We start from the raw sequence: 19,416 nt of genomic DNA on the forward strand, positions 1-19,416 counted from the left end.
TTTGCCTTTTTGCATTTCCGGTGAAAACAGCAGTCAACTTCAAAAATATCAACCGTCTGGCCATTCCCGCAATCATTGCAGGTATTGCCGAACCCTTGATCTCGCTTACTGATATTGCCATTATTGGAAATGTCGAGCAGGATCCCGTGGAAGCGCTTGCAGCAGCTGGTATTGTTGGCTCTTTTCTTTCGGCTATTATTTGGATCGTGGCGCAGACCAAGACTGCGATTTCTGCTTTGGTCTCCCAGCATTTAGGAGCGAAAAGAATTCATGCAGTAAAAACCCTGGTGCCACAGGCGATCTTTTTCAATTTTTTGCTCAGTATCCTAATTTATGCCGTGACAGCATATTTTGCAGCAGCTATTTTTAGCGCCTATAATGCTGAAGGTAAAGTGCTCAATTATGCTGCCGATTACTACCAGATCCGCGCTTTGGGCTTTCCATTAACGCTGGTCACTTTTGCCATTTTTGGAGTTTTTCGCGGCTTGCAGAACACCCTGTGGGCAATGAAATGCAGCTTAACGGGAGCAGTTCTAAATGTGGGACTGGATTTTTTGCTGGTGTACGGGGTGGAAGGATGGATACCTGCCATGCATCTGGAAGGAGCCGCTTTTGCAAGTGTGATCGCACAGCTGGTAATGCTCATCATGGCATTCTACTTCTTCTTTAAAAAGACTCCGTTTCATCTTTGGCTCAGCCGTAGCATAAATCCCCAGATGAAGATCCTGCTGTTAATGAGCGGAAATCTCTTTGTTCGTACAGCCGCGCTCAATTTTGCCATTTATCTCGCAAACGCATACGCTACAGATTATGGTAAGAATTACATAGCCGCTCAAAGTATACTCATGAACATCTGGCTGTTCTTCAGCTTCTTTATCGACGGCTATGCCAATGCCGGAAACGCAATGGGCGGGCGACTTTTGGGAGCCAGGGATTACAGTGGCTTGTGGACCTTAAGCAAAAAGATCAGCAAATATTCTGTGACCATTGCAATTGTTCTTATTGGGATCTGTGCTTTGTTCTACGAACAAATTGGCTTGATCTTTAGCAAAGAAGTTTCGGTGCTGGTTTTATTCACTTCAGTATTTTGGATGGTGCTGTTCATGCAGCCGGTCAACGCCATTGCATTTATGTTCGACGGGATTTTCAAAGGCCTGGGGGAAGCAAAATTTCTTCGGAATGTATTACTTGCAGCGACCTTCCTAGGATTCACCCCGGCGCTCTTGATCGGAGATTACTTCGGGCTTGAACTTTACGCCATCTGGATCGCCTTTTTCGTGTGGATGCTTATTCGCAGTAGTGCGCTGGTGATAAAATTCCGCAGAAAATATCTTCACAAAGAGGTGTAATTTTCTGAAGGCTGAAAATAAAATGTAACTTTACGGAAAAGAGATCTAAGAATGACCACAAACAGGGAAAATGGAAGCCTATATACTAAAGTTGTCAACGGAATCGCCACTCTTGAGTTTGGCCATCCTGCCAGTAATTCCTTTCCGGGAGTGCTGTTGGAACGGCTGACAAAAGAGCTGAACAAGCTTTCTGAAGATGCAGCGGTAAAGGTTATCATCCTGAGATCTGAAGGTGAAAAAGCCTTTTGTGCGGGAGCTTCTTTTGATGAGCTGCTGGCGGTCGAAAATATGCAACAGGGGAAGATCTTCTTTTCGGGCTTTGCAAATGTGATCAACGCCATGCGCAGCTGTAAGAAACTGATCGTTGGCCGCATCCACGGAAAAACCGTTGGCGGCGGAGTAGGACTGGCGGCAGCTTGCGATTACTGCTTTGCTTCGGAACAGGCAGCGATAAAACTTTCTGAATTGAGTATAGGCATCGGGCCTTTTGTAATTGCCCCCGCCATTGAGAGAAAAATGGGAGTTGCAGCGTTGGCGGAAATGACTCTGGCAGCACAGGACTGGAAGAATGCATACTGGGCGCAGGAAAAAGGGCTTTATGCAAGGGTTTTTGACTCCACTAGTGAAATGGACAAAGAGCTGGAATTCTTTGCAGAAAAACTGGCTTCTTACAATCCGGCGGCACTTTATGAGATGAAGAAGGTGTTGTGGGAGGGAACCGAAAACTGGAATTCCCTGCTCGAAGAAAGGGCGGCAATATCAGGAGAATTGGTACTTTCAGATTTTACAAAGAACGCTTTATCAAAATTCAGAAAATAAGATGAATGCAGCTATAATATTTGCTTTTCAGGAAATGGAGAACTCAAAAGCCTTTCAACTGGGATACGAAGTGGGATATTTTGTAGGCTCCAACTTCTGGGAAGTGGTAACTGCAGCCGTTGTTATTTTGGCTGCCATTCTTTATCTACTTTTTTTCAGAAAGAGAAAAAAGAATGTCGCCTAAAATTGCCATTTTTGGCACCTAATGTACAGCAATATGAGTCTACAACAGGAACACTTACCAAAAGACAAGCCGGCGACGGAGAGGGAAGGATATGGATTTTCATTTGAAGATTTCCTGGAAGATCAATGGATCTATCTGGTGGCTATCATCATACTCCTGGCAGTATTTTTCTATGCCCGCTATGCCTGGCGTAAAAGAAATGAGCGCTAATGCAGGAGGATCTCCCCGTTAACGAAGAAACCTTCGATCTACTCACGTTCCTGAGTGGCTATGGCTGGTGGTTACTTATTGCCATACTTCTTGTGGTAGTGGTGCTTTATAAGAAATTCAGAAAGTAATTAGCGTGTTTTTAACCATCCGGTGATACTCAACCTTTCGGTCTTCACAGGTTTTACCTCGTGCTCCAGCAGCTGGCTTTCAAAGATCACCATTCTTCCGGGAAACGGATAAATAGTCTTAGGTACCTCCACCCCATTTTCATTTTTGTAGATAACCAGCTCTCCGCCATATTCCGGCTGCCAGTCCTGGTCATTTAGGTAACACACCATAGAAAGTTTCCGCCGGTCGTCATTTTGAAAGGTGTCCAGGTGTCGCTTATAAAAAGTGCCTTCAGGATAAAGAGCATAATGAAATTCCTTATGGAGAATACCCATGAAGCAGGTGCGGTTGAGGTAATGCACAAAATCGTTTATGGTCTTAAAAAAGGCTTTTTCAGATGCTGCTGCTTCCGCTTCGTTCAGCCATAAAATGAAGTCTCCCCTAACAGATTTTGCAACCACCTCATTGGTTCTGTTCCCAATGGCAGCTTTTTTAAAGTTATCTTCCTCATATTTCGAAAGAAGGGAATTGCGAAGTTCTTCTACCTCTGTAAGGCTGAAAAAATCTTCAACAATCGAATACTGCTGCTCTACAAGATCTGAAATGATCTTCTCATAAACCTGATTTTCTACGATCTCCAACCCCGTCAATTTAAGGCTGTAAATGTATTCTGAAAATTTTACATTGCAGGAAAAAATATTTTATCCAGACATCTTTTTCGGAAAAGGAAGTGGGAATTTCAAGGCCAAAAAATCCCTTATCTTTGCACAAATATTTAACTATGGCTTTGATACGCATTACCAAGCAATTTTCTTTTGAAACCGGACACGCACTTTTCGGCTATGATGGCAAATGTAAGAACGTTCACGGGCATAGTTACAAACTGGCGGTTACTGTAATTGGAGAACCTATTAGGGATACAGCACATGTTAAGCTGGGGATGGTCATCGACTTTGGGGACCTAAAGAAAATTGTGAAGCAGGAAATCGTAGATAAATTCGACCATGCCACTGTGTTTAATAAAAACACGCCTCATGTGGAACTTGCTGAAGAACTGCAAACCCGTGGCCATAGTGTGATCCTTGTGGATTATCAACCTACCAGTGAAAATATGATCCAGGATTTTGCTACGAGGATCATCGGGCGATTGCCAGATCACATTAGACTGTTTTCTCTAAAGCTGCAGGAAACTGAGACTTCTTATGCCGAATGGCACGCCTCAGACAATACCTAAGGCTTTAGGGCTCCCGAATTTCCAAATACAAAGTTGTTCGCCCTTCCTAATTCTTCGGGAAGAATAGCGTGGCCTCCATCTTTATGGATCTGGAATTCAACCCTCGCATTCTTGTTCTTTAAAATTTCGGCCGTCTGGTGTACACGCTCTACCGGCACATGTGCATCTGGATCGCTGGTACCCAGGTAGATCCTGGTTTCTGAAAAATCGGTAATGTAATTTCCGGTGTTAATGTGTTTGCCGATTAACCCGCCAATAATGGCGATCACACCCCCGTATTTTTTTGCATTTCTTGTCACGTATTCCAGGGTGAGGCAGGCTCCTTGTGAAAATCCGAAAAAGTAGATATTTTCGGAGCTTATGCCGCTTTGATTAAGGTCCCTTTCCAGAAGTTGAAGCAATTCTATTGCCGAATCCAGCCAGGGTTGGTTTTGTTCCTCGGGAGCCATAAAAGAAAGAGGATACCAGCTGTTATTGTACGCCTGTGGCGCAATGAGGGCGAAATCTTCCACTTTTAGATGGTCGGCCACGGCGAGTATATCTTCGGCAAAGCCCCCGCGGCCATGAACCATGATCAGCGCTTTTTTAGCTTGTTCTACAGGAGTACCATTGTATTTGAAATCTTTCTTATGTAGCATTACTTAAATTTTGTGAGATTTAATTCTATGGGAGTGACCGCTTTTTCTATCAGGTCCCGTCTGGATTCATATTGCGGTGGAAGTTTTAATTCTTCACCCAGTTTATCCTTTGGCTCATCAATGGCAAATCCGGGTTCGGCAGTTGCTACCTCAAATAAAACTCCGCCAGGTTCCCTGAAGTAGATGGATTCAAAATACTGCCGGTCCAGCACAGGAGTAGGATTATGTCCTAAGCTGGTCAATTTCTGCCTTACCTCCAGCTGACTCTCCTTGTTTGCCGTGGAAAAGGCCAGGTGGTGCACGGTGCCGCCCCCTCCAAGTCCGCGGAGGGCGTCGGGTCTGCAAAGTATATCGATATAATTTCCGGGGGCATCGGTTGCTGCGAAGCGGAAGCGGTTTCCTTTTTCGGCTATTAGTTGGTGGTCCAAGCCTTCTGTGAGCAAACCTGCCGTTCGTTCGTAGCCCTCCTGCCATATCTCAACGCTGTAGAATCCCTTGATGGAATGCTCCAGCGGAATATTGCCATATGTCCAGCCCGGCCTGCTGTCTCTGTCATTGAATACAAGTTCAAGGCCCAAACCATCAGGATCCTCAAAGTAGATCACCCCCTCATTGTCGAACCTGTCCTGGGCAGGACGGTAATCAATATCAAATCTCTGGAGTCTTTCCTCCCAATAAAGCAGGGAATTAGAGGGAACAGAAAAGGTGGTGATGTTAAGCATGCCTTTCCCGTGACGACCTTTCTGTATCCCGTCGTATGGAAAAAAGGTCATGATCGAACCGGGTGTGCCTGCTTCATCTCCATAATAGAAATGATAAACATCGGGCGCATCGAAATTCACAGTTTTCTTTACCATCCGGAGGCCAAGGACGCCGGTGTAAAAATCCAGATTCTTTTGCGGATTGCCGGCAAGAGCAGTGACGTGATGAATTCCCGTGATCAATTTCTCCATACTGTGCAGTTTCTTTTAAAGATAGCCTTATTTGAGAAAATCCCCAAAGAGGCCTAGGTAGGAAGCCATTTTTTCTGAAGATTTTAACTTCGGAAATTTTAAAACTATCTTTACCCGCAAATCCCGGCAATGCAGATACCTGAAGGTAAAAAGATCTACTTTTCCAGCGATAACCATCTTGGAGCTCCCACAGCCGAAGAAAGTCGGCCGCGGGAAGAAAAGTTTGTGGCCTGGCTCGATCATGTTAGTGAGGACGCCGCAGCAATTTTTTTGCTGGGAGATCTTTTTGACTTTTGGTTTGAATATAAGCATGTAGTACCCAAAGGATTTGTAAGGGTGTTAGGCAAACTTGCACAGCTACGGGACCGGGGGATTCCCATCTACTTCTTTGTAGGGAATCACGATCTCTGGATGAATGATTACTTCCAAAAAGAGCTTGAGATCCCTGTTTACCACAAGCCAAAAGAATTCCTTTTCAATGAAAGGAAATTCCTTATAGGCCACGGGGATGGTCTGGGGCCCGGGGATAAGGGTTTTAAACGCATGAAAAAGGTCTTCACAAACCCTTTTGCGAAATGGCTGTACCGCTGGCTTCATCCTGATATTGGAATGCCTTTAGCTCAGTATTTTTCTGTAAAGAATAAGGCGATATCGGGAGAGGAAGACGTGAAGTTTCTGGGAGAGGAGAAGGAGTGGCTAATCCAGTACTGCCGCCGAAAACTGGAGACAAAACACTATGACTTCTTCATCTTTGGTCACCGGCACCTTCCGCTAGACATTCAGCTTCGGGAGGATTCAAAATATATAAACCTGGGAGACTGGATTAATTTCTACACTTACGGAGTCTTTGACGGAGAAAAACTTCAGCTTAAGCAATGGTAGTTTTTTAAGAAGTAAGAGTCAAGAGTCTAGCGACAAGATTTTTTTCAAAGTATGCAGTTGGCAGTTTTCAGTTTCACTTTACCTGAATAGGGTTGCCTTCTTTCAGCAAACCGTCCACAATAGACTCAAAGAGATTTATTGTTTATCTACTATTCCTGACAAAATCTGGCGAACAGAATAAATAAATTAGGCAAAGCAGCCTTCAATATGAGGTTTCAAAAAATGGCCTTTTTGGAAAGTATTTACAGAGAGAAAAAGTACCTGGAAAAAACGGAAAGTATGGAAAATAAAAAAGGTGGAAAGCTCCACCTTTTTTGCCCCAAATCTACCATGAACTTAACCTACTTATGTTATGGCATTGTAAAAGTAGATATTATTCTTTGTCTTTCAGACCTTTTTAGACGAACAGCATAATTATTAGGTAAAATGCACAACTGCTCTAAAACCTGAAAGAAATCTCTTTTAATTAATAGGCGCGGTCTTTATTTCCTTCATAAAAGTTAATGAAGGCTCTGTTCACTACTCTGTTGCCTCCAAAAGTTGGATAATCCCCCGTAAAGTACCAGTCACCCAGGTTTTTTGGACAAGCCTTATGCAGGTTTTCAACCGTCTGAAAAATGATCTTAACCTCGGCCTTTATACTGTCATTGCTCAAAAGTTCTGCGATCTTGTCTGAGATTTGTTCGTCTGTGAATGGCGCATAAATTTCCTTAACGAAGTTGTTCACATCCTTATCTTCAAGCTCAACCTGTTTCTGGCATTTTTTGTACACTTCTTCTACGATGTGATAAAGATCATTGTCCTTCAGGAGTTCGAGAGCTGCTTCAAACGCAATAAGATTCTCTAACCTGGCCATATCTATTCCGTAGCAATCGGGATAGCGAATTTGTGGTGCTGATGAAACTACAATGATCTTTTTTGGATTCGTGCGGTCCATCATCTTAAGGATACTTTTCTTTAAAGTAGTACCCCGCACGATACTGTCATCGATGATCACCAGGTTGTCCTCTGGTTTTACAACACCATACGTTACATCATAAACGTGAGCCACAAGATCATCACGGCTGCTGTCTTCGGTGATAAAGGTGCGGAGTTTTGCATCTTTGATGGCAATTTTTTCTGTTCTAAGCCTGTGAGCGAGGATCTCCTGCAGACGTTCATCTGTAAGGCTCTCCTTTTCGGCAAGAATAGTATCATTTTTTTGCTTGTTAAGCTCATCCTGGGCTGCTTCTACCATTCCGTAGAAAGAGGTTTCCGCAGTATTGGGAATAAAGGAGAAAACCGTGTTGATCGTATCATGCTTGATTGCCTTGAGTACTTCGGGCATGAGCAATTTTCCCAGCATTTTGCGTTCCCGGTAAATCTCAGCGTCACTTCCGCGGGAAAAATAAATACGCTCAAAAGAGCATGCTTTTCTTTCAAGTGGCTCCAGGATCTGTTTAATTCTTACTTCTCCACTCTTTTTAGTAATGATCGCATTTCCAGGTGGTAACTCTTCAACTTGTTCAAAGGGAACATTGAATACTGTCTGGATCACAGGCCTTTCAGAAGCTATAACTACTACTTCTTCATCTTTATAATAATAGCAGGGGCGAATTCCGGCGGGATCCCTTAGTACAAAAGCATCGCCATGTCCCAGCAGGCCAGCCATGGCATAACCTCCATCCCAGTTTTTAGCCGATTTTTTAAGGATCTTGCCTATCTTGAGCTGTTCGGCAATGAGCGGTGAGGCTTCTACCTTGGAGTAACCTTCTGTTTTTAATTTCTTGTAAAGCTTTCGCACTTCGTCATCAAGAAAATGACCTATTTTTTCCATTACCGTAACGGTATCGGCCTTTTCTTTAGGGTGCTGCCCAAGTTCCACGAGGTTGTTAAACAGCTGGTGAACATTGGTCATGTTGAAGTTCCCTGCAACTATGAGATTTCTGTGCATCCAGTTATTTTGCCGCAAAAACGGATGTACGCTTTCTACGCTGTTCTTCCCAAAGGTGCCATACCTAACATGTCCAAGAAACAGCTCTCCCAGATAGGGAATATGCTTTTTCTGAAGCGCAACGTCATCGGCATATTCAGGGTGCTGCTTGATCTCTTCATTGATCCGATCATTGATCTGCGCAAAAATATCCTGAATTGGTTGTGCGGCAATACTTCTAATGCGGCTAATGTACCTGTCCCCGGGCTGGGTGTTTAGCTTAATACTGGCAAAACCTGCACCATCCTGCCCCCGGTTGTGTTGCTTTTCCATCATGAGGTACATTTTGTTGACCCCGTAGAAAGCCGTTCCGTATTTTTCCTTGTAGTATTCCAGGGGCTTTAGCAGCCGTAACTGGGCAATTCCACATTCATGTTTTAAAGCGTCGCTCATATGCTCGTAGTGTTGAACTTTCGTTTAGTCACAAAAAAAGCCCTGAAATTACAGGGCGGGAAAATTAAGTGAGGTTGATTTGAAATTGGGTTAAAGACCTGAACTCTTCCAGGCGCTCATGGACATCTTCTTTAGTCAATTCCTGCATTCGCTCGGCACCAAATTTTTCTACACAAAAGGATGCGAGATTGGAACCGTAAATAACAGCATTCTTCATATTTTTAAAGGAAATATCTCCCGTATGGGCGAGATATCCCGTAAAGCCACCGGCAAAAGTATCACCTGCCCCGGTTGGATCAAAAACTTCTTCCAAAGGTAAAGCAGGAGCGAAAAAGATCTGTTCATCATGGAATAGTAAAGCTCCATGTTCTCCTTTTTTGATCACCACATATTTAGGTCCCATGTCTGCAATTTTTCGTGCAGCTTTTACAAGGGAATATTCATCTGTAAGTTGTCTTGCCTCTTCATCATTAATGGTAAGAGCATCTACTTTTCCAATGACCTGCATGAGGTCTTCCCAGGTATTGTCCATCCAGAAATTCATAGTATCAAGAACCACTAGTTTTGGTCTTTCTATCTGTTCCAAAACACTTAGTTGTACCAAAGGGTGGAGATTACCCAGCATCACCACATCTGGCGACTTAAATTTTTCGGGCACTACAGGTTGAAAATCGGCAAGTACGTTTAATTGGGTGTCAAGGGTGTCTCTCGAATTGAGGTCATTGTGATATTTTCCACTCCAAAAGAAGGTTTTCCCTCCTTTCACGATCTCAATTCCCGAAATATCGATCTTCCTGTCTTGTAATAAATCAAGGTATTCCTGCGGAAAATCTTCTCCTACTACAGAGACTACGGCGCTCTCAATATCAAATTGTGCTGCTGAAAGACCTATGTAGGTTGCCGCACCACCAAGTATTTTATCTGTTTTACCAAAAGGGGTCTCAATGGCATCAAAAGCAACTGTACCCACTATTAATAACTTATTCATAGTGTTCTTTAAAAATGAAGTGCAAATATACGGTTTTGTTTTTCAAGCAGTAAAACCAAAGAGGTGCTAAAAAAGGCTTTTTGAGCCTCCCTCAAATCCAGAGTCAATGAGCAAGCGGTTTCCTTTTGAAGCTGTTACTGCAAGTTGATCGCAACGCTCGTTCTGTGGATGTTCATTATGGCCTTTTATCCATTTGAATTTCACTTTATGCTTGCGATATTCCTTAAGAAAGTCCATCCAGAGATCTACGTTCTTTCGATCCTTCCATCCTTTTTTCTCCCAGTTAAAGACCCATTCTTTTTCAACAGCATCGGCCACATATTTCGAATCGGTAAAAACGATTACTGTGGTTTCAGGATTCTTCAGCTTTCGAAGAGCTTCAATGACCGCAAGTAACTCCATTCGGTTATTAGTGGTGTGTTTGAAACCTTTTGAGAATTCCTTTTTATAAGGTTTTCCAACCCATTCCATCACAATTCCATAACCACCTGGCCCCGGGTTCCCTCTTGCAGCGCCATCCGTATAAATATGTACCTGTGCATTATGCATCTTCTTTTGGGAATAAAAGTTTTTCGATGACCTTCGGAAAATTTTCATGTTCCAGGTCATGGATCTTTTCAGCAATGCTTTCTACCGTATCATCTGGATGAATGCCTGTAGTGGCCTGAAAAATGATCTTTCCCTCATCATATTTGTCGTTGACGTAGTGAATGCTAATCCCGGTCTCGATTTCTTTCTGCTCTAAAATGGCTTTATGAACATTCATTCCATACATGCCTTTTCCGCCATATTTTGGAAGAAGTGCAGGATGAATATTGATCACTTTATTCGGGAAACGCTTGAGAATTTTCTTCGGAAAGATCCAAAGAAAACCGGCAAGAACTATAAGATCGGGTTGCATGTCTTTTAGTAGATTCAGCACATCATCTGAATCGTAGAGTGCCTCCCGGTCGAAATGTAAAGCCTTGACCTCTAGATCGTGCGCCCGCCGAAGTACCTTTGCAGTACGGTTGTTGGAGAATACAGCAACTACCTTTGCATTGTCACGTGCCTGAAAGTATTTGATGATGTTCTCAGCGTTTGATCCATTGCCTGAAGCGAAGATCACAATTTTCTTTTTTGAAGTAACAGGGGTATTAGGCAATGCGGAAGTCTTAACAATTATTAGCAGGTAAAAATAATTGCTTTAGGTGGAAATTATGTAATTTACATTCACATTTTTAAAGTAAAAACAGGTTTTAAAATAAAGTTTTTTATTTTTGCCACTTAATTCAAAATTAAAAACACAAGTTATGTCAGACATTGCATCAAGAGTAAAAGCGATTATCGTTGACAAATTAGGAGTTGACGAGAACGAAGTAGTAAACGAAGCTAGCTTCACCAACGACTTGGGCGCTGATTCATTAGACACTGTAGAGTTGATCATGGAATTCGAAAAAGAATTTGATATCCAGATCCCAGACGATCAGGCAGAGAACATTGCTACGGTTGGTCAGGCAATCTCTTATATTGAAGACGCAAAAAAATAAAAAAGTAACATATCCTTATGGAGTTAAAGCGAGTTGTAGTAACTGGATTAGGTGCCCTTACCCCAATTGGAAACAATATTGAAGAATATTGGGAAGGGTTGGTAAATGGAAAAAGCGGGTCTGCACCCATCACATATTTTGATACCGACAAATTCAAGACTAAATTCGCTTGTGAGATCAAGAACTTCAAAGTTGAAGACTATTTTGATCGAAAGGAAGCCAGGAAGCTTGATAAATTTGCTCAGTATGCTTTAGTAGCCTCAGATGAGGCTATACAGGATTCAGGTCTTGATCTTGACACTATAGATAAACTTCGAGTAGGAGTGATCTGGGGTGCCGGGATTGGAGGTCTTGAGACTTTCCAGGATGAAGTTCTGGCTTTTGGAAAAGGTGATGGAACCCCAAGGTTCAATCCTTTTTTCATCCCGAAGATGATCGCCGATATTGCTCCTGGAAATATTTCCATTAAGCATGGTTTCATGGGCCCTAACTATACAACGGTTTCGGCTTGTGCCTCTGCGGCGAATGCGCTAATTGATGCTTTGAACTACATAAGACTGGGGCACAGTGATGTCATTGTGACCGGTGGTAGTGAGGCAGCAGTTGCGCCGGCAGGTATGGGTGGTTTTAATGCCATGCATGCCCTTTCTACAAGAAATGAAAGTCCCGAAACCGCATCAAGACCTTTTGATGCTACCCGCGATGGCTTTGTTCTGGGAGAAGGAGCAGGTGCGCTTATCCTTGAAGAATACGAGCACGCAAAAGCAAGAGGAGCAAAGATCTACGCAGAAGTAGTAGGTGGAGGATTATCATCTGATGCTCACCACATGACGGCCCCACATCCCGAAGGAATCGGAGTTGTGGCTGTAATGGAAAATTGCCTTAGAAATGCAGAACTAAAACCAGAAGATGTTGATCATATCAACACCCATGGAACTTCGACACCTCTTGGTGATGTGGCAGAACTAAAAGCGATTAAGAAAGTATTTGGAGACCACGCGAAAAGCATTAACATCAATTCCACAAAATCCATGACCGGTCACTTATTGGGTGCTGCCGGTGCTGTTGAAGCAATTGCTTCAATTCTTGCGATGAAGCATGGAATTGTTCCGCCTACCATTAACCACGAGGTTGCCGATGAAAACATTGACCCCGAACTGAACCTTACATTAAACAAGGCTCAGAAAAGGGACGTGAAAGTAGCTATGAGCAACACCTTTGGGTTTGGAGGTCATAATGCCTGTGTAATTTTCAGAAAACTGGAGTAAAATGGCATTCCATGAGTGTTATTAGAAACATATTAAATTCCCGCTCTTCCAGAGGCGGGAATTTTTTTGTCGAATTGACAAAGATCATGGGGTTCAAACCCCGCAATATCTCCTATTACAAAAAAGCCTTCACCCACAGATCTCTTAACCAAAAGGACGCCGATGGTAATGCCATTAATTTTGAGAGAATGGAATTTCTGGGTGACGCTATGTTAAGTGCTGTGATCGCCTCTCATCTCTTTAGTGAGGTACCAGGTGGTAACGAGGGCTATCTCACCAAAATGAGGTCCAAGATCGTAAGCAGAAAGCATCTCAACGAGCTCGGCAAGGATCTGGAACTCATTAAACACATCCAAACCAATATTTCTACAGAACAGTTTGGAACTAACATTCACGGGAATTTATTTGAAGCCTTAATAGGTGCTATTTATCTCGATCGCGGATACCGATATGTAAAGAAATTCATTTACGACCGGGTCATAGTGCCGTATGTTGATATAGAACAGCTCGAGGGAACGGTAATTAGTTACAAAGGTCTGTTGATTGAATGGTGCCAAAAGGAAAAGAAGGAATTCAATTTTGAAGTCTACGAGGATACAGGAAAAGATGAGCTCAAGCACTTCGCTGTCAAACTAAGGATCGAGAACAGAGTGGTAGCTAAGGCAAGAGCCACTTCCAAGAAAAAGGCCGAAGAAAAGGCATCAAAAAGGGCATATTATGCGCTACAGTCAAAAATAGCACCTTCGTAGTTTTAGGGTGTAAACTATAACGATTTCGTAACATATTCGGAAATTCTGTGCGTAAAATTTTAATTTTCTGCAGTACAATCTTTATCTTTAACCTCCGATTTAAAATTATATGCCGGCGCATAAACTGGTTTTAGATGAAGTTTTTGAACAGCCCTACAAGCTTTTAGCTATACACTCCGCAGTTGAGGAGTTTAAGCTGGCTTACCTGTTGAACAAACATTTAAACCTTAGGCTGGCCAGATCACCCCAGGATATAGACCTGCTTGCAGGGGCAGAAAATGTACTTTTTGCCCATTTTGTTTATGAAGATCAACAAAAGTACTGCAGGTATCATCTTGTTAGTAATATAGCCAGAAAGGAAGTTTCTGGTTCGGGTGAGGTTTCTCTCTTTAGTGGGGAGGACCTGGCTGTCAAAAAATCATACTTATTACCGGAGTTTAAGCAGGTGGATTTTTTTATGAAAATTGAAGACGAAATGGACTGGGTCAACGAAAGATTGCTCATTTCAAAAAGTCTTGAAATTCCGCAGGTTTCTACCGCATATGCTATTGATTTCGATCGAATAAAAACTAAGGAAAATTTAATTTTTGACTAAATGCCGAATACGAAAAAAACTAAAATAGTGGCTACACTTGGGCCGGCCACAAGCACAAAAGATGTATTGAAAGAAATGATGCAGGCAGGTGTGAACGTGTTCAGGATCAATTTCTCTCATGCCAATTATGACGATGTAGAGCAACGTATCAAGATGATACGGGAGCTTAATGAAGAGTTAGGATATACCACAGCCATTCTTGGGGACCTGCAGGGGCCTAAACTTAGGGTTGGAAAGATGAAGGAAGAAGTGGTGGTCTCTAAAGGAGATCAAATTACTTTTGCCACTGGAAAAGAGTTTGAAGGCACTGCTTCCAGGGTCTACATGAATTATGACCAGTTTCCGGCCGATGTGCAGGCGGGAGAACGCATCCTGCTTGATGATGGGAAACTCATCTTTGAAGTGGTGAGCACCAACAAAAAGGATGAAGTGCTGGCCAAAGTAGTACAAGGCGGTCCTTTAAGATCCAAAAAGGGTGTAAACCTTCCAAATACAAAGATCTCTCTTCCCGCACTTACCGAAAAAGATATTGCAGATGCCATCTTCGCAGTAAAGCAAAATGTGGACTGGATTGCGCTTTCCTTCGTTAGGAACAGTGAAGATCTTATGGAGCTGCAGAATTTGATCAGGGAACATTCAGAGCACAAGATCCCGATCATCGCTAAAATAGAAAAGCCTGAAGGTGTAGATAATATTGACAAGATCGTTGCCTATTGCGACGGACTTATGGTAGCTCGGGGAGATCTTGGAGTAGAAATTCCTGCACAGGAAGTACCTCTTATCCAAAAACAACTGGTGCTAAAGGCAAAGAAAGCCAGGATCCCTGTGATCATTGCTACTCAAATGATGGAAACGATGATTACCAGCCTTACGCCTACAAGGGCCGAAGTCAATGATGTTGCTAACTCTGTAATGGATGGGGCAGATGCAGTGATGCTGAGTGGTGAGACTTCTGTGGGGAATTATCCGGTACAGGTGATAGAGAAAATGAGCCAGATCATTATGAGTGTTGAAAATTCTCCACTCATTAAAGTACCTCACGAACCGCCTCACGTGCGCACCAAAAGATACATCACCAAAGCCATATGTTTCCATGCTGCAAACATGGCAAACGAGATCAAGGCACAGGCTATTTGCACTTTGACCAATAGTGGTTATACAGCTTTCCAGATCTCTGCCTGGAGACCAGAATCCAATATTCTTGTATTTACTTCTAACAAGCGAATCTTGAATCAACTGAGTTTACTATGGGGAGTGAGAGCTTTTTACTATGATAAGATGGTGAGTACAGACGAAACTATTGACGATATCAACAGAATAGCTACGGAATATAAATTTGTAGAAAAAGGTGATTTTACGATCAACCTTGCAGCAATGCCTATCACCAATAAAGGAATGGTGAACACATTGCGAATTTCTGAAATTGAATAGATACTTTAGATCTGAGATATAAGATCTGAAATTTGAGATAAAAGGAAAGCCACAAAGAAATCGTCTTTGCGGCTTTTTTTTTATTTCTGAAACTTACAACCTGCAACTGTTTAGACCGCAACCCGCAACTTTAAGCCTGGTTTCTTTGTTCTTGGCTCTCAAGCGCGGCGATTATATCTAGAAGTCAAACTTCAGCTGCACCGCGATCTCCTTTTTCTCTTCCTGCTTTTCTTCCTTATCGGTATTTAAATTGGACAACGATATTCCCAGTAGCCTCACAGATTCCTTCATCTTTTCCTGATAGAGCAGTTCCTTTGCCGTTTCCAGGATCAGATCTTTTGAAGAAATGTAATAAGAAAGCGTTTTACTCCTTGTTTGGAGCGTAAAATCTCTGTACTTTATTTTCAGGGTGATAGTTTTCCCGGCTACTTTGCTCCTGGACAACCTGCGTTCAATTTCTTCGGAAATATTCTGCAGCCTTTCCAGCATAAAGACTTCCGAAGATATATTCTCTTCAAAAGTGCGTTCTGCACCCAGAGATTTTCTAATGCGAGAGGCCTTCACTTCGCTGTGGTGGATCCCTCTTACGACCTGGTAATAATACAGCCCACTCCTTCCGAAGTTTTCATTGAGAAAATCCAGAGACTTGTTCTTGAGATCCAGTCCTGTGAAAATGCCAAAGCGATACATTTTATCGGCCGTCACCTTTCCGACTCCATAGAATTTCCTGATCTCTAAAGTCTCTAGAAAAGCTTCCACCTCCTCTGGTCTTACGGTTTTTTGCCCGTTAGGTTTATTAATATCACTGGCAACTTTCGCAATAAATTTATTGACCGATATTCCTGCGGAAGCATTAAGCCCTGTCTTCTCTTTTATCTTCTGCCTAATTTCCTTAGCAATAACGGAAGCGCTTGGATTCCCTTTTTTATTTTCGGTAACATCGAGGTAAGCCTCATCGAGAGAAAGAGGTTCAACAAGATCTGTATATTCGAAAAAGATATTTCTTATTCTGGTCGAAAGCTCACGGTAGCGTTCAAAGCGGGGTTTTACAAAAATAAGGTCGGGGCAGTTCCTTTTTGCCAGAACACTGCTCATGGCGCTTCTTACGCCAAACTTCCGGGCCTCATAGCTGGCTGCTGCAACTACACCTCTCTGCGAACTGCCTCCTACTGCCACAGGCTTGCCCCTTAATTCCGGGTTGTCCAGCTGTTCCACCGAGGCGTAGAAAGCGTCCATGTCCACATGTATGATCTTCCGCTGTTTTGGCTCTTCCATTCTCGCAAAATTAGTGAAACTTCAGGTTCATACCTTCAGGAGGAAGAAGCTGCAGGGCGAGCTTCAGAAGTTAGGAAAAGGATAGGCTCAAGACTTTTGAATTGGCTTAAAATTGAATTACCTTCAGAAAAAATACAGCTATGAAAACAGCCATCATTCTTGGAGCAACAGGATTAACCGGAGGAATTCTGCTTGATAAACTTCTCAAAGATGAAAGATACACAAGGATCAAACTTTTTTCACGCTCTTCTACAGGTGTCAAAAATGACAAAATTGAGGAGCATTTGATTGACCTGTTTCAGCTGGAGAATCACGAAACCGATTTTAAGGCAGATGAGGTTTACTGCTGTATTGGTACTACACAGGCAAAAACGCCTAATCAGGAAACTTACCGGAAAATTGATCATGGCATTCCCGTGACCGCCGCTAAGCTTTCAAAAAAGAACAGTATTTCGAAATTTCTAGTGGTTTCAGCACTTGGAGCCGATCCCGGGAGCAAATTTTTCTACAATCGCACAAAAGGAGAAATGGAAAGAGACGTGCTGGCAGAAAAAATTTCCGAAACTTACATTTTCCAGCCTTCTCTTATAGGTGGGGAAAGAGAAGAAAAAAGACCTTTTGAGGCGGCGTGGAAAAAAATAATGAAGGTGGGCGATCATTTCCTCGTGGGGCCTTTTAAAAAATACCGAAGTATTGATGCTGAAAAGATCGCAGATGCCATGATCTATGTAGCCAATCATAAATATTCGGCTACATGTATAGAATCAAAAGAAATTAGAGAAATTGCCGACAGTTTTCGATAATCATATTACATGCAGGAAATAGAACGAAAATTTCTCATTTTAGATACCTCAGATTTTAGGAAGGAGGCGTTTCGCGAAACGAGAATTGTTCAGGGTTACCTCAATTCGGCAGCCGAACGTACGGTAAGGGTGCGTATAAGAGGAGAACAGGGATTCCTTACCATTAAAGGCAAAAGCAGCAGTGATGGCTTGAGCAGATTTGAATGGGAGCGGGAAATAAGAATTTCAGAAGCAGAAGCCCTTCTAAAACTATGTGAACCCGGAGTCATAGAAAAGCTGCGCTACGAAATAAGGTATGAAAATCACATTTTTGAAGCCGATGAGTTTTGCGGTGATAATGAAGGTCTTCTCCTGGCAGAAGTGGAACTGCAGCACAAGGATGAGGAATTTGCAAAGCCGGACTGGCTGGGAGAAGAGGTTACTGGTAATTTGAAATATTATAATTCATACCTTTCTAAATTCCCATTTAAGGAATGGCAAAATCATAATCCATGAAAAAAATAGTTTTTTTAGCAGCAATTCTTGCCTTCGGGATGAGTTGTAACCAGAGTCGTGACACAAGGGGAATTCCCGGACCAGATGAGGTGGAAGTACGCCAGCCAGATACGGTTCCCGCAAGTCTCGAAGAGCAGGCAGACGAACTAAAGCAGCAGGGTTATCAAACCTTTCTCTATAAGGAGGCTGGAGAAGAATACCTGATGCAGCAGTATTTTATAGTCTTTTTGAAAAGCGGAAAGAACAGAGCTCAGGATTCTGCGACTGCTGCCACACTACAGGAGCAGCACCTGGCGCATTTGAATCGAATGGCGACAGAAGGTTACCTAAGTCTTGCAGGACCCTTTGGCGATGACAGTAGTATTCGAGGCATCGCTGTGTACAATACCCCAACCCTGGAAATGGCCGACAGCCTGGCAAGGCTTGATCCCATGGTCAAAGCAGGAAGGCTGGAAGTGGAGATCCACCCCTGGTGGGCTGCAAAAGGAGGCGAATTAAAGTAAACCCCAGTCTACTTTTTCTTAGCAAATTTTTATGCCAGGCTTGAGACATTAAAAATTTTTGCGATGGAAAAAAATCTTTTACCAGAGCTGCCGTACAAAGGCAGCGAAACACAGAAGCTCACTTTGCACCTGTTTTTCCAGATCATGGGAAAAATAAGGATGAGCTTTAGTTCGCGTAAGAACCACTGGTGGTACATAACGCTTTACGTAGACACGAAAGGTTTTACAACCGGGCCAATTCCTTATGGAGATCAATTTAAAACCTTTTCTCTTCTGTTGAATTTGCAGCAGCACAAACTGGAGGTAGCTACTTCAGGGGGAGAAGAAGCGTTTTTTAGTATTTCCGAAGAAACATCTGTAGCCGATTTCTACCTGCAGCTCCAGGGTATTTTAAAAAGATTCAGAATTGAACCAAAAATTTTGGATAAACCCTTCGATCTCAATATTGACAGGCGGTTTAAGGATCTGCACGACATTAAAGCCTACGACATTGACTACGTACAGCGTTACTACAAGGTGATGCTTTGGACTTCTAATGTTTTTAGAACCTTTGGTGGTAGGTTTTATGGTAAGACCTGTCCCGTGCATCTTTATTGGCATTCTATAGACCTGGCGGTTACAAGATTCTCCGGGAAAAGGGCGCCAAAAATGCCTTCTGAAGCAAGGATTTCAGACAAAGATGCCTACAGCCACGAATGCATTAGCTTCGGCTTTTGGCCGGGAGATCCTAATATTCCTCAACCCGCGTTCTACTCTTACACGAGTCCTGCTCCCAAAGCCATTCAAAAAACAGATCTCGCACTTGCAGAAGCGCAGTGGGTAGAGAATAACGGCAGTTGGTTGGCGATTCTCCCTTACGCTGAACTTTTAAAGAAAGAGCGGCCCGCCGACGTTTTGCTTGACTTTATGGAAAGTGCATATTTGGCCGGGGCCAGGCTAGCGGGCTGGGATATTGAAGATCTAAAAGTGCCGCCATTATCGGCACTTTAAAAACAAAAAAGCCCCACCAGAAGGCAGGGCATTTCCAACAATTAAAAA

Annotated in this window: 24 protein-coding genes; 16 read left to right on the forward strand and 8 right to left on the reverse strand. The window is 42.9% G+C overall.

Features of this window, described 5'->3' with window-relative positions:
- Positions 1–20 precede the first annotated feature (20 nt).
- From HC175_RS13145 to HC175_RS24645, 5 genes are read left to right on the forward strand one after another with little or no spacing between them, the layout of a single operon-like run.
- Complete coding sequence (locus HC175_RS13145; protein ID WP_168138966.1) at positions 21–1,349, forward strand: MATE family efflux transporter; 1,329 nt, start codon at positions 21–23, stop codon at positions 1,347–1,349.
- Positions 1,350–1,400: 51 nt separating this feature from the next.
- Positions 1,401–2,168, forward strand: coding sequence for an enoyl-CoA hydratase/isomerase family protein (locus HC175_RS13150; protein WP_168138967.1), 768 nt, complete (start codon positions 1,401–1,403; stop codon positions 2,166–2,168).
- A 34-nt stretch (positions 2,169–2,202) separates the two neighbouring features.
- Positions 2,203–2,352, forward strand: coding sequence for an LPXTG cell wall anchor domain-containing protein (locus HC175_RS13155; protein WP_209309987.1), 150 nt, complete (start codon positions 2,203–2,205; stop codon positions 2,350–2,352).
- Between the two features lie 33 nt (positions 2,353–2,385).
- Positions 2,386–2,562, forward strand: a complete 177-nt coding sequence (locus HC175_RS13160; RefSeq protein WP_168138969.1) for a hypothetical protein — start codon at positions 2,386–2,388, stop codon at positions 2,560–2,562.
- Positions 2,562–2,690, forward strand: coding sequence for a hypothetical protein (locus tag HC175_RS24645; RefSeq protein ID WP_262887235.1), 129 nt, complete (start codon positions 2,562–2,564; stop codon positions 2,688–2,690). Before HC175_RS13160 ends, HC175_RS24645 begins: the two co-directional genes overlap by 1 nt.
- Here the strand turns inward: HC175_RS24645 and HC175_RS13165 are convergent, their stop codons facing one another.
- Positions 2,691–3,311, reverse strand: coding sequence for a 2OG-Fe(II) oxygenase (locus HC175_RS13165; RefSeq protein ID WP_235942620.1), 621 nt, complete (start codon positions 3,309–3,311; stop codon positions 2,691–2,693).
- A 140-nt stretch (positions 3,312–3,451) separates the two neighbouring features.
- Between HC175_RS13165 and HC175_RS13170 the strand changes: the two genes are divergently transcribed.
- The gene (locus tag HC175_RS13170; protein WP_168138996.1) at positions 3,452–3,904 is read left to right on the forward strand and encodes a 6-pyruvoyl trahydropterin synthase family protein; all 453 of its coding nucleotides are present in this window, start codon (positions 3,452–3,454) and stop codon (positions 3,902–3,904) included.
- Here the strand turns inward: HC175_RS13170 and HC175_RS13175 are convergent.
- Both HC175_RS13175 and HC175_RS13180 read right to left on the reverse strand, forming a co-directional pair.
- Positions 3,901–4,542, reverse strand: coding sequence for an alpha/beta hydrolase (locus HC175_RS13175; RefSeq protein ID WP_168138970.1), 642 nt, complete (start codon positions 4,540–4,542; stop codon positions 3,901–3,903). The two genes, HC175_RS13170 and HC175_RS13175, sit on opposite strands and share 4 nt — an antisense overlap.
- On the reverse strand, positions 4,542–5,495 hold the full coding sequence (locus HC175_RS13180; RefSeq protein ID WP_168138971.1) for a ring-cleaving dioxygenase: 954 nt from the start codon (positions 5,493–5,495) through the stop codon (positions 4,542–4,544). The genes HC175_RS13175 and HC175_RS13180 overlap by 1 nt, the downstream gene beginning before the upstream one ends.
- A 129-nt stretch (positions 5,496–5,624) precedes the next feature.
- Between HC175_RS13180 and HC175_RS13185 the strand changes: the two genes are divergently transcribed.
- Positions 5,625–6,377, forward strand: a complete 753-nt coding sequence (locus HC175_RS13185; RefSeq protein WP_168138972.1) for a UDP-2,3-diacylglucosamine diphosphatase — start codon at positions 5,625–5,627, stop codon at positions 6,375–6,377.
- 466 nt (positions 6,378–6,843) lie between these two features.
- On the opposite strand, the gene HC175_RS13190 is transcribed toward HC175_RS13185, so the two are convergent.
- The 4 genes from HC175_RS13190 to purN form a co-directional block, all read right to left on the reverse strand.
- Positions 6,844–8,742: an amidophosphoribosyltransferase gene (locus tag HC175_RS13190; RefSeq protein WP_168138973.1), complete on the reverse strand. Its 1,899-nt coding sequence runs from the start codon at positions 8,740–8,742 to the stop codon at positions 6,844–6,846.
- 64 nt (positions 8,743–8,806) lie between these two features.
- A complete protein-coding gene (locus HC175_RS13195; protein WP_168138974.1) occupies positions 8,807–9,730 on the reverse strand; it encodes a PfkB family carbohydrate kinase in 924 nt (307 codons plus the stop codon).
- A 66-nt stretch (positions 9,731–9,796) separates the two neighbouring features.
- Positions 9,797–10,279: a ribonuclease HI gene (gene rnhA / locus HC175_RS13200; RefSeq protein ID WP_168138975.1), complete on the reverse strand. Its 483-nt coding sequence runs from the start codon at positions 10,277–10,279 to the stop codon at positions 9,797–9,799.
- Positions 10,272–10,838, reverse strand: coding sequence for a phosphoribosylglycinamide formyltransferase (purN, locus tag HC175_RS13205; protein WP_317172112.1), 567 nt, complete (start codon positions 10,836–10,838; stop codon positions 10,272–10,274). Before purN ends, rnhA begins: the two co-directional genes overlap by 8 nt.
- Positions 10,839–11,022: 184 nt before the next feature.
- Here purN and HC175_RS13210 point away from each other — a divergent pair, with 184 nt between their 5' ends.
- The 5 genes from HC175_RS13210 to pyk all read left to right on the forward strand — a co-directional run bounded on the left by HC175_RS13210 (position 11,023) and on the right by pyk (position 15,302).
- On the forward strand, positions 11,023–11,259 hold the full coding sequence (locus HC175_RS13210; RefSeq protein WP_013069791.1) for an acyl carrier protein: 237 nt from the start codon (positions 11,023–11,025) through the stop codon (positions 11,257–11,259).
- Between the two features lie 17 nt (positions 11,260–11,276).
- A complete protein-coding gene (gene fabF, locus HC175_RS13215; RefSeq protein WP_168138977.1) occupies positions 11,277–12,527 on the forward strand; it encodes a beta-ketoacyl-ACP synthase II in 1,251 nt (416 codons plus the stop codon).
- Between the two features lie 11 nt (positions 12,528–12,538).
- Positions 12,539–13,276, forward strand: a complete 738-nt coding sequence (gene rnc / locus HC175_RS13220; protein ID WP_168138978.1) for a ribonuclease III — start codon at positions 12,539–12,541, stop codon at positions 13,274–13,276.
- A gap of 109 nt (positions 13,277–13,385) precedes the next feature.
- Positions 13,386–13,871, forward strand: a complete 486-nt coding sequence (locus tag HC175_RS13225) for an IPExxxVDY family protein (protein WP_168138979.1) — start codon at positions 13,386–13,388, stop codon at positions 13,869–13,871.
- Positions 13,872–15,302 (forward strand): pyruvate kinase, encoded by a 1,431-nt coding sequence (pyk, locus tag HC175_RS13230; protein WP_168138980.1) that lies wholly within the window; start codon positions 13,872–13,874, stop codon positions 15,300–15,302.
- Between the two features lie 177 nt (positions 15,303–15,479).
- Here pyk and dinB read toward each other — a convergent pair whose 3' ends face one another.
- Positions 15,480–16,577 (reverse strand): DNA polymerase IV, encoded by a 1,098-nt coding sequence (gene dinB / locus HC175_RS13235; RefSeq protein ID WP_168138981.1) that lies wholly within the window; start codon positions 16,575–16,577, stop codon positions 15,480–15,482.
- Positions 16,578–16,717: 140 nt separating this feature from the next.
- On the opposite strand from dinB, the gene HC175_RS13240 reads away from it, so the two are divergent.
- From HC175_RS13240 to HC175_RS13255, 4 genes are all read left to right on the forward strand, one after another.
- Positions 16,718–17,380 (forward strand): NAD-dependent epimerase/dehydratase family protein, encoded by a 663-nt coding sequence (locus tag HC175_RS13240; RefSeq protein WP_168138982.1) that lies wholly within the window; start codon positions 16,718–16,720, stop codon positions 17,378–17,380.
- 9 nt (positions 17,381–17,389) lie between these two features.
- Positions 17,390–17,875, forward strand: a complete 486-nt coding sequence (locus HC175_RS13245) for a CYTH domain-containing protein (RefSeq protein WP_168138983.1) — start codon at positions 17,390–17,392, stop codon at positions 17,873–17,875.
- A complete protein-coding gene (locus HC175_RS13250; RefSeq protein ID WP_168138984.1) occupies positions 17,872–18,378 on the forward strand; it encodes a YciI family protein in 507 nt (168 codons plus the stop codon). Before HC175_RS13245 ends, HC175_RS13250 begins: the two co-directional genes overlap by 4 nt.
- 63 nt (positions 18,379–18,441) lie before the next feature.
- Positions 18,442–19,368, forward strand: a complete 927-nt coding sequence (locus HC175_RS13255) for a DUF5996 family protein (protein WP_168138985.1) — start codon at positions 18,442–18,444, stop codon at positions 19,366–19,368.
- Positions 19,369–19,416: the final 48 nt, after the last annotated feature.

It is taken from the genome of Salinimicrobium oceani, from assembly GCF_012037645.1.

What these genes read in the sequence shown, in the direction of transcription:
- HC175_RS13150 (WP_168138967.1), top strand. Translation starts at nt 1,401, where the DNA reads ATGACCACAAACAGGGAAAATGGAAGCCTATATACTAAAGTTGTCAAC.
- HC175_RS13155 (WP_209309987.1), top strand. Translation starts at nt 2,203, where the DNA reads ATGGAGAACTCAAAAGCCTTTCAACTGGGATACGAAGTGGGATATTTT.
- HC175_RS13160 (WP_168138969.1), top strand. Translation starts at nt 2,386, where the DNA reads ATGAGTCTACAACAGGAACACTTACCAAAAGACAAGCCGGCGACGGAG.
- HC175_RS24645 (WP_262887235.1), top strand. Translation starts at nt 2,562, where the DNA reads ATGCAGGAGGATCTCCCCGTTAACGAAGAAACCTTCGATCTACTCACG.
- HC175_RS13170 (WP_168138996.1), top strand. Translation starts at nt 3,452, where the DNA reads ATGGCTTTGATACGCATTACCAAGCAATTTTCTTTTGAAACCGGACAC.
- HC175_RS13175 (WP_168138970.1), bottom strand. Translation starts at nt 4,542, where the DNA reads ATGCTACATAAGAAAGATTTCAAATACAATGGTACTCCTGTAGAACAA.
- HC175_RS13180 (WP_168138971.1), bottom strand. Translation starts at nt 5,495, where the DNA reads ATGGAGAAATTGATCACGGGAATTCATCACGTCACTGCTCTTGCCGGC.
- HC175_RS13185 (WP_168138972.1), top strand. Translation starts at nt 5,625, where the DNA reads ATGCAGATACCTGAAGGTAAAAAGATCTACTTTTCCAGCGATAACCAT.
- HC175_RS13190 (WP_168138973.1), bottom strand. Translation starts at nt 8,742, where the DNA reads ATGAGCGACGCTTTAAAACATGAATGTGGAATTGCCCAGTTACGGCTG.
- HC175_RS13195 (WP_168138974.1), bottom strand. Translation starts at nt 9,730, where the DNA reads ATGAATAAGTTATTAATAGTGGGTACAGTTGCTTTTGATGCCATTGAG.
- rnhA (WP_168138975.1), bottom strand. Translation starts at nt 10,279, where the DNA reads ATGCATAATGCACAGGTACATATTTATACGGATGGCGCTGCAAGAGGG.
- HC175_RS13210 (WP_013069791.1), top strand. Translation starts at nt 11,023, where the DNA reads ATGTCAGACATTGCATCAAGAGTAAAAGCGATTATCGTTGACAAATTA.
- fabF (WP_168138977.1), top strand. Translation starts at nt 11,277, where the DNA reads ATGGAGTTAAAGCGAGTTGTAGTAACTGGATTAGGTGCCCTTACCCCA.
- rnc (WP_168138978.1), top strand. Translation starts at nt 12,539, where the DNA reads ATGAGTGTTATTAGAAACATATTAAATTCCCGCTCTTCCAGAGGCGGG.
- HC175_RS13225 (WP_168138979.1), top strand. Translation starts at nt 13,386, where the DNA reads ATGCCGGCGCATAAACTGGTTTTAGATGAAGTTTTTGAACAGCCCTAC.
- pyk (WP_168138980.1), top strand. Translation starts at nt 13,872, where the DNA reads ATGCCGAATACGAAAAAAACTAAAATAGTGGCTACACTTGGGCCGGCC.
- dinB (WP_168138981.1), bottom strand. Translation starts at nt 16,577, where the DNA reads ATGGAAGAGCCAAAACAGCGGAAGATCATACATGTGGACATGGACGCT.
- HC175_RS13240 (WP_168138982.1), top strand. Translation starts at nt 16,718, where the DNA reads ATGAAAACAGCCATCATTCTTGGAGCAACAGGATTAACCGGAGGAATT.
- HC175_RS13245 (WP_168138983.1), top strand. Translation starts at nt 17,390, where the DNA reads ATGCAGGAAATAGAACGAAAATTTCTCATTTTAGATACCTCAGATTTT.
- HC175_RS13250 (WP_168138984.1), top strand. Translation starts at nt 17,872, where the DNA reads ATGAAAAAAATAGTTTTTTTAGCAGCAATTCTTGCCTTCGGGATGAGT.
- HC175_RS13255 (WP_168138985.1), top strand. Translation starts at nt 18,442, where the DNA reads ATGGAAAAAAATCTTTTACCAGAGCTGCCGTACAAAGGCAGCGAAACA.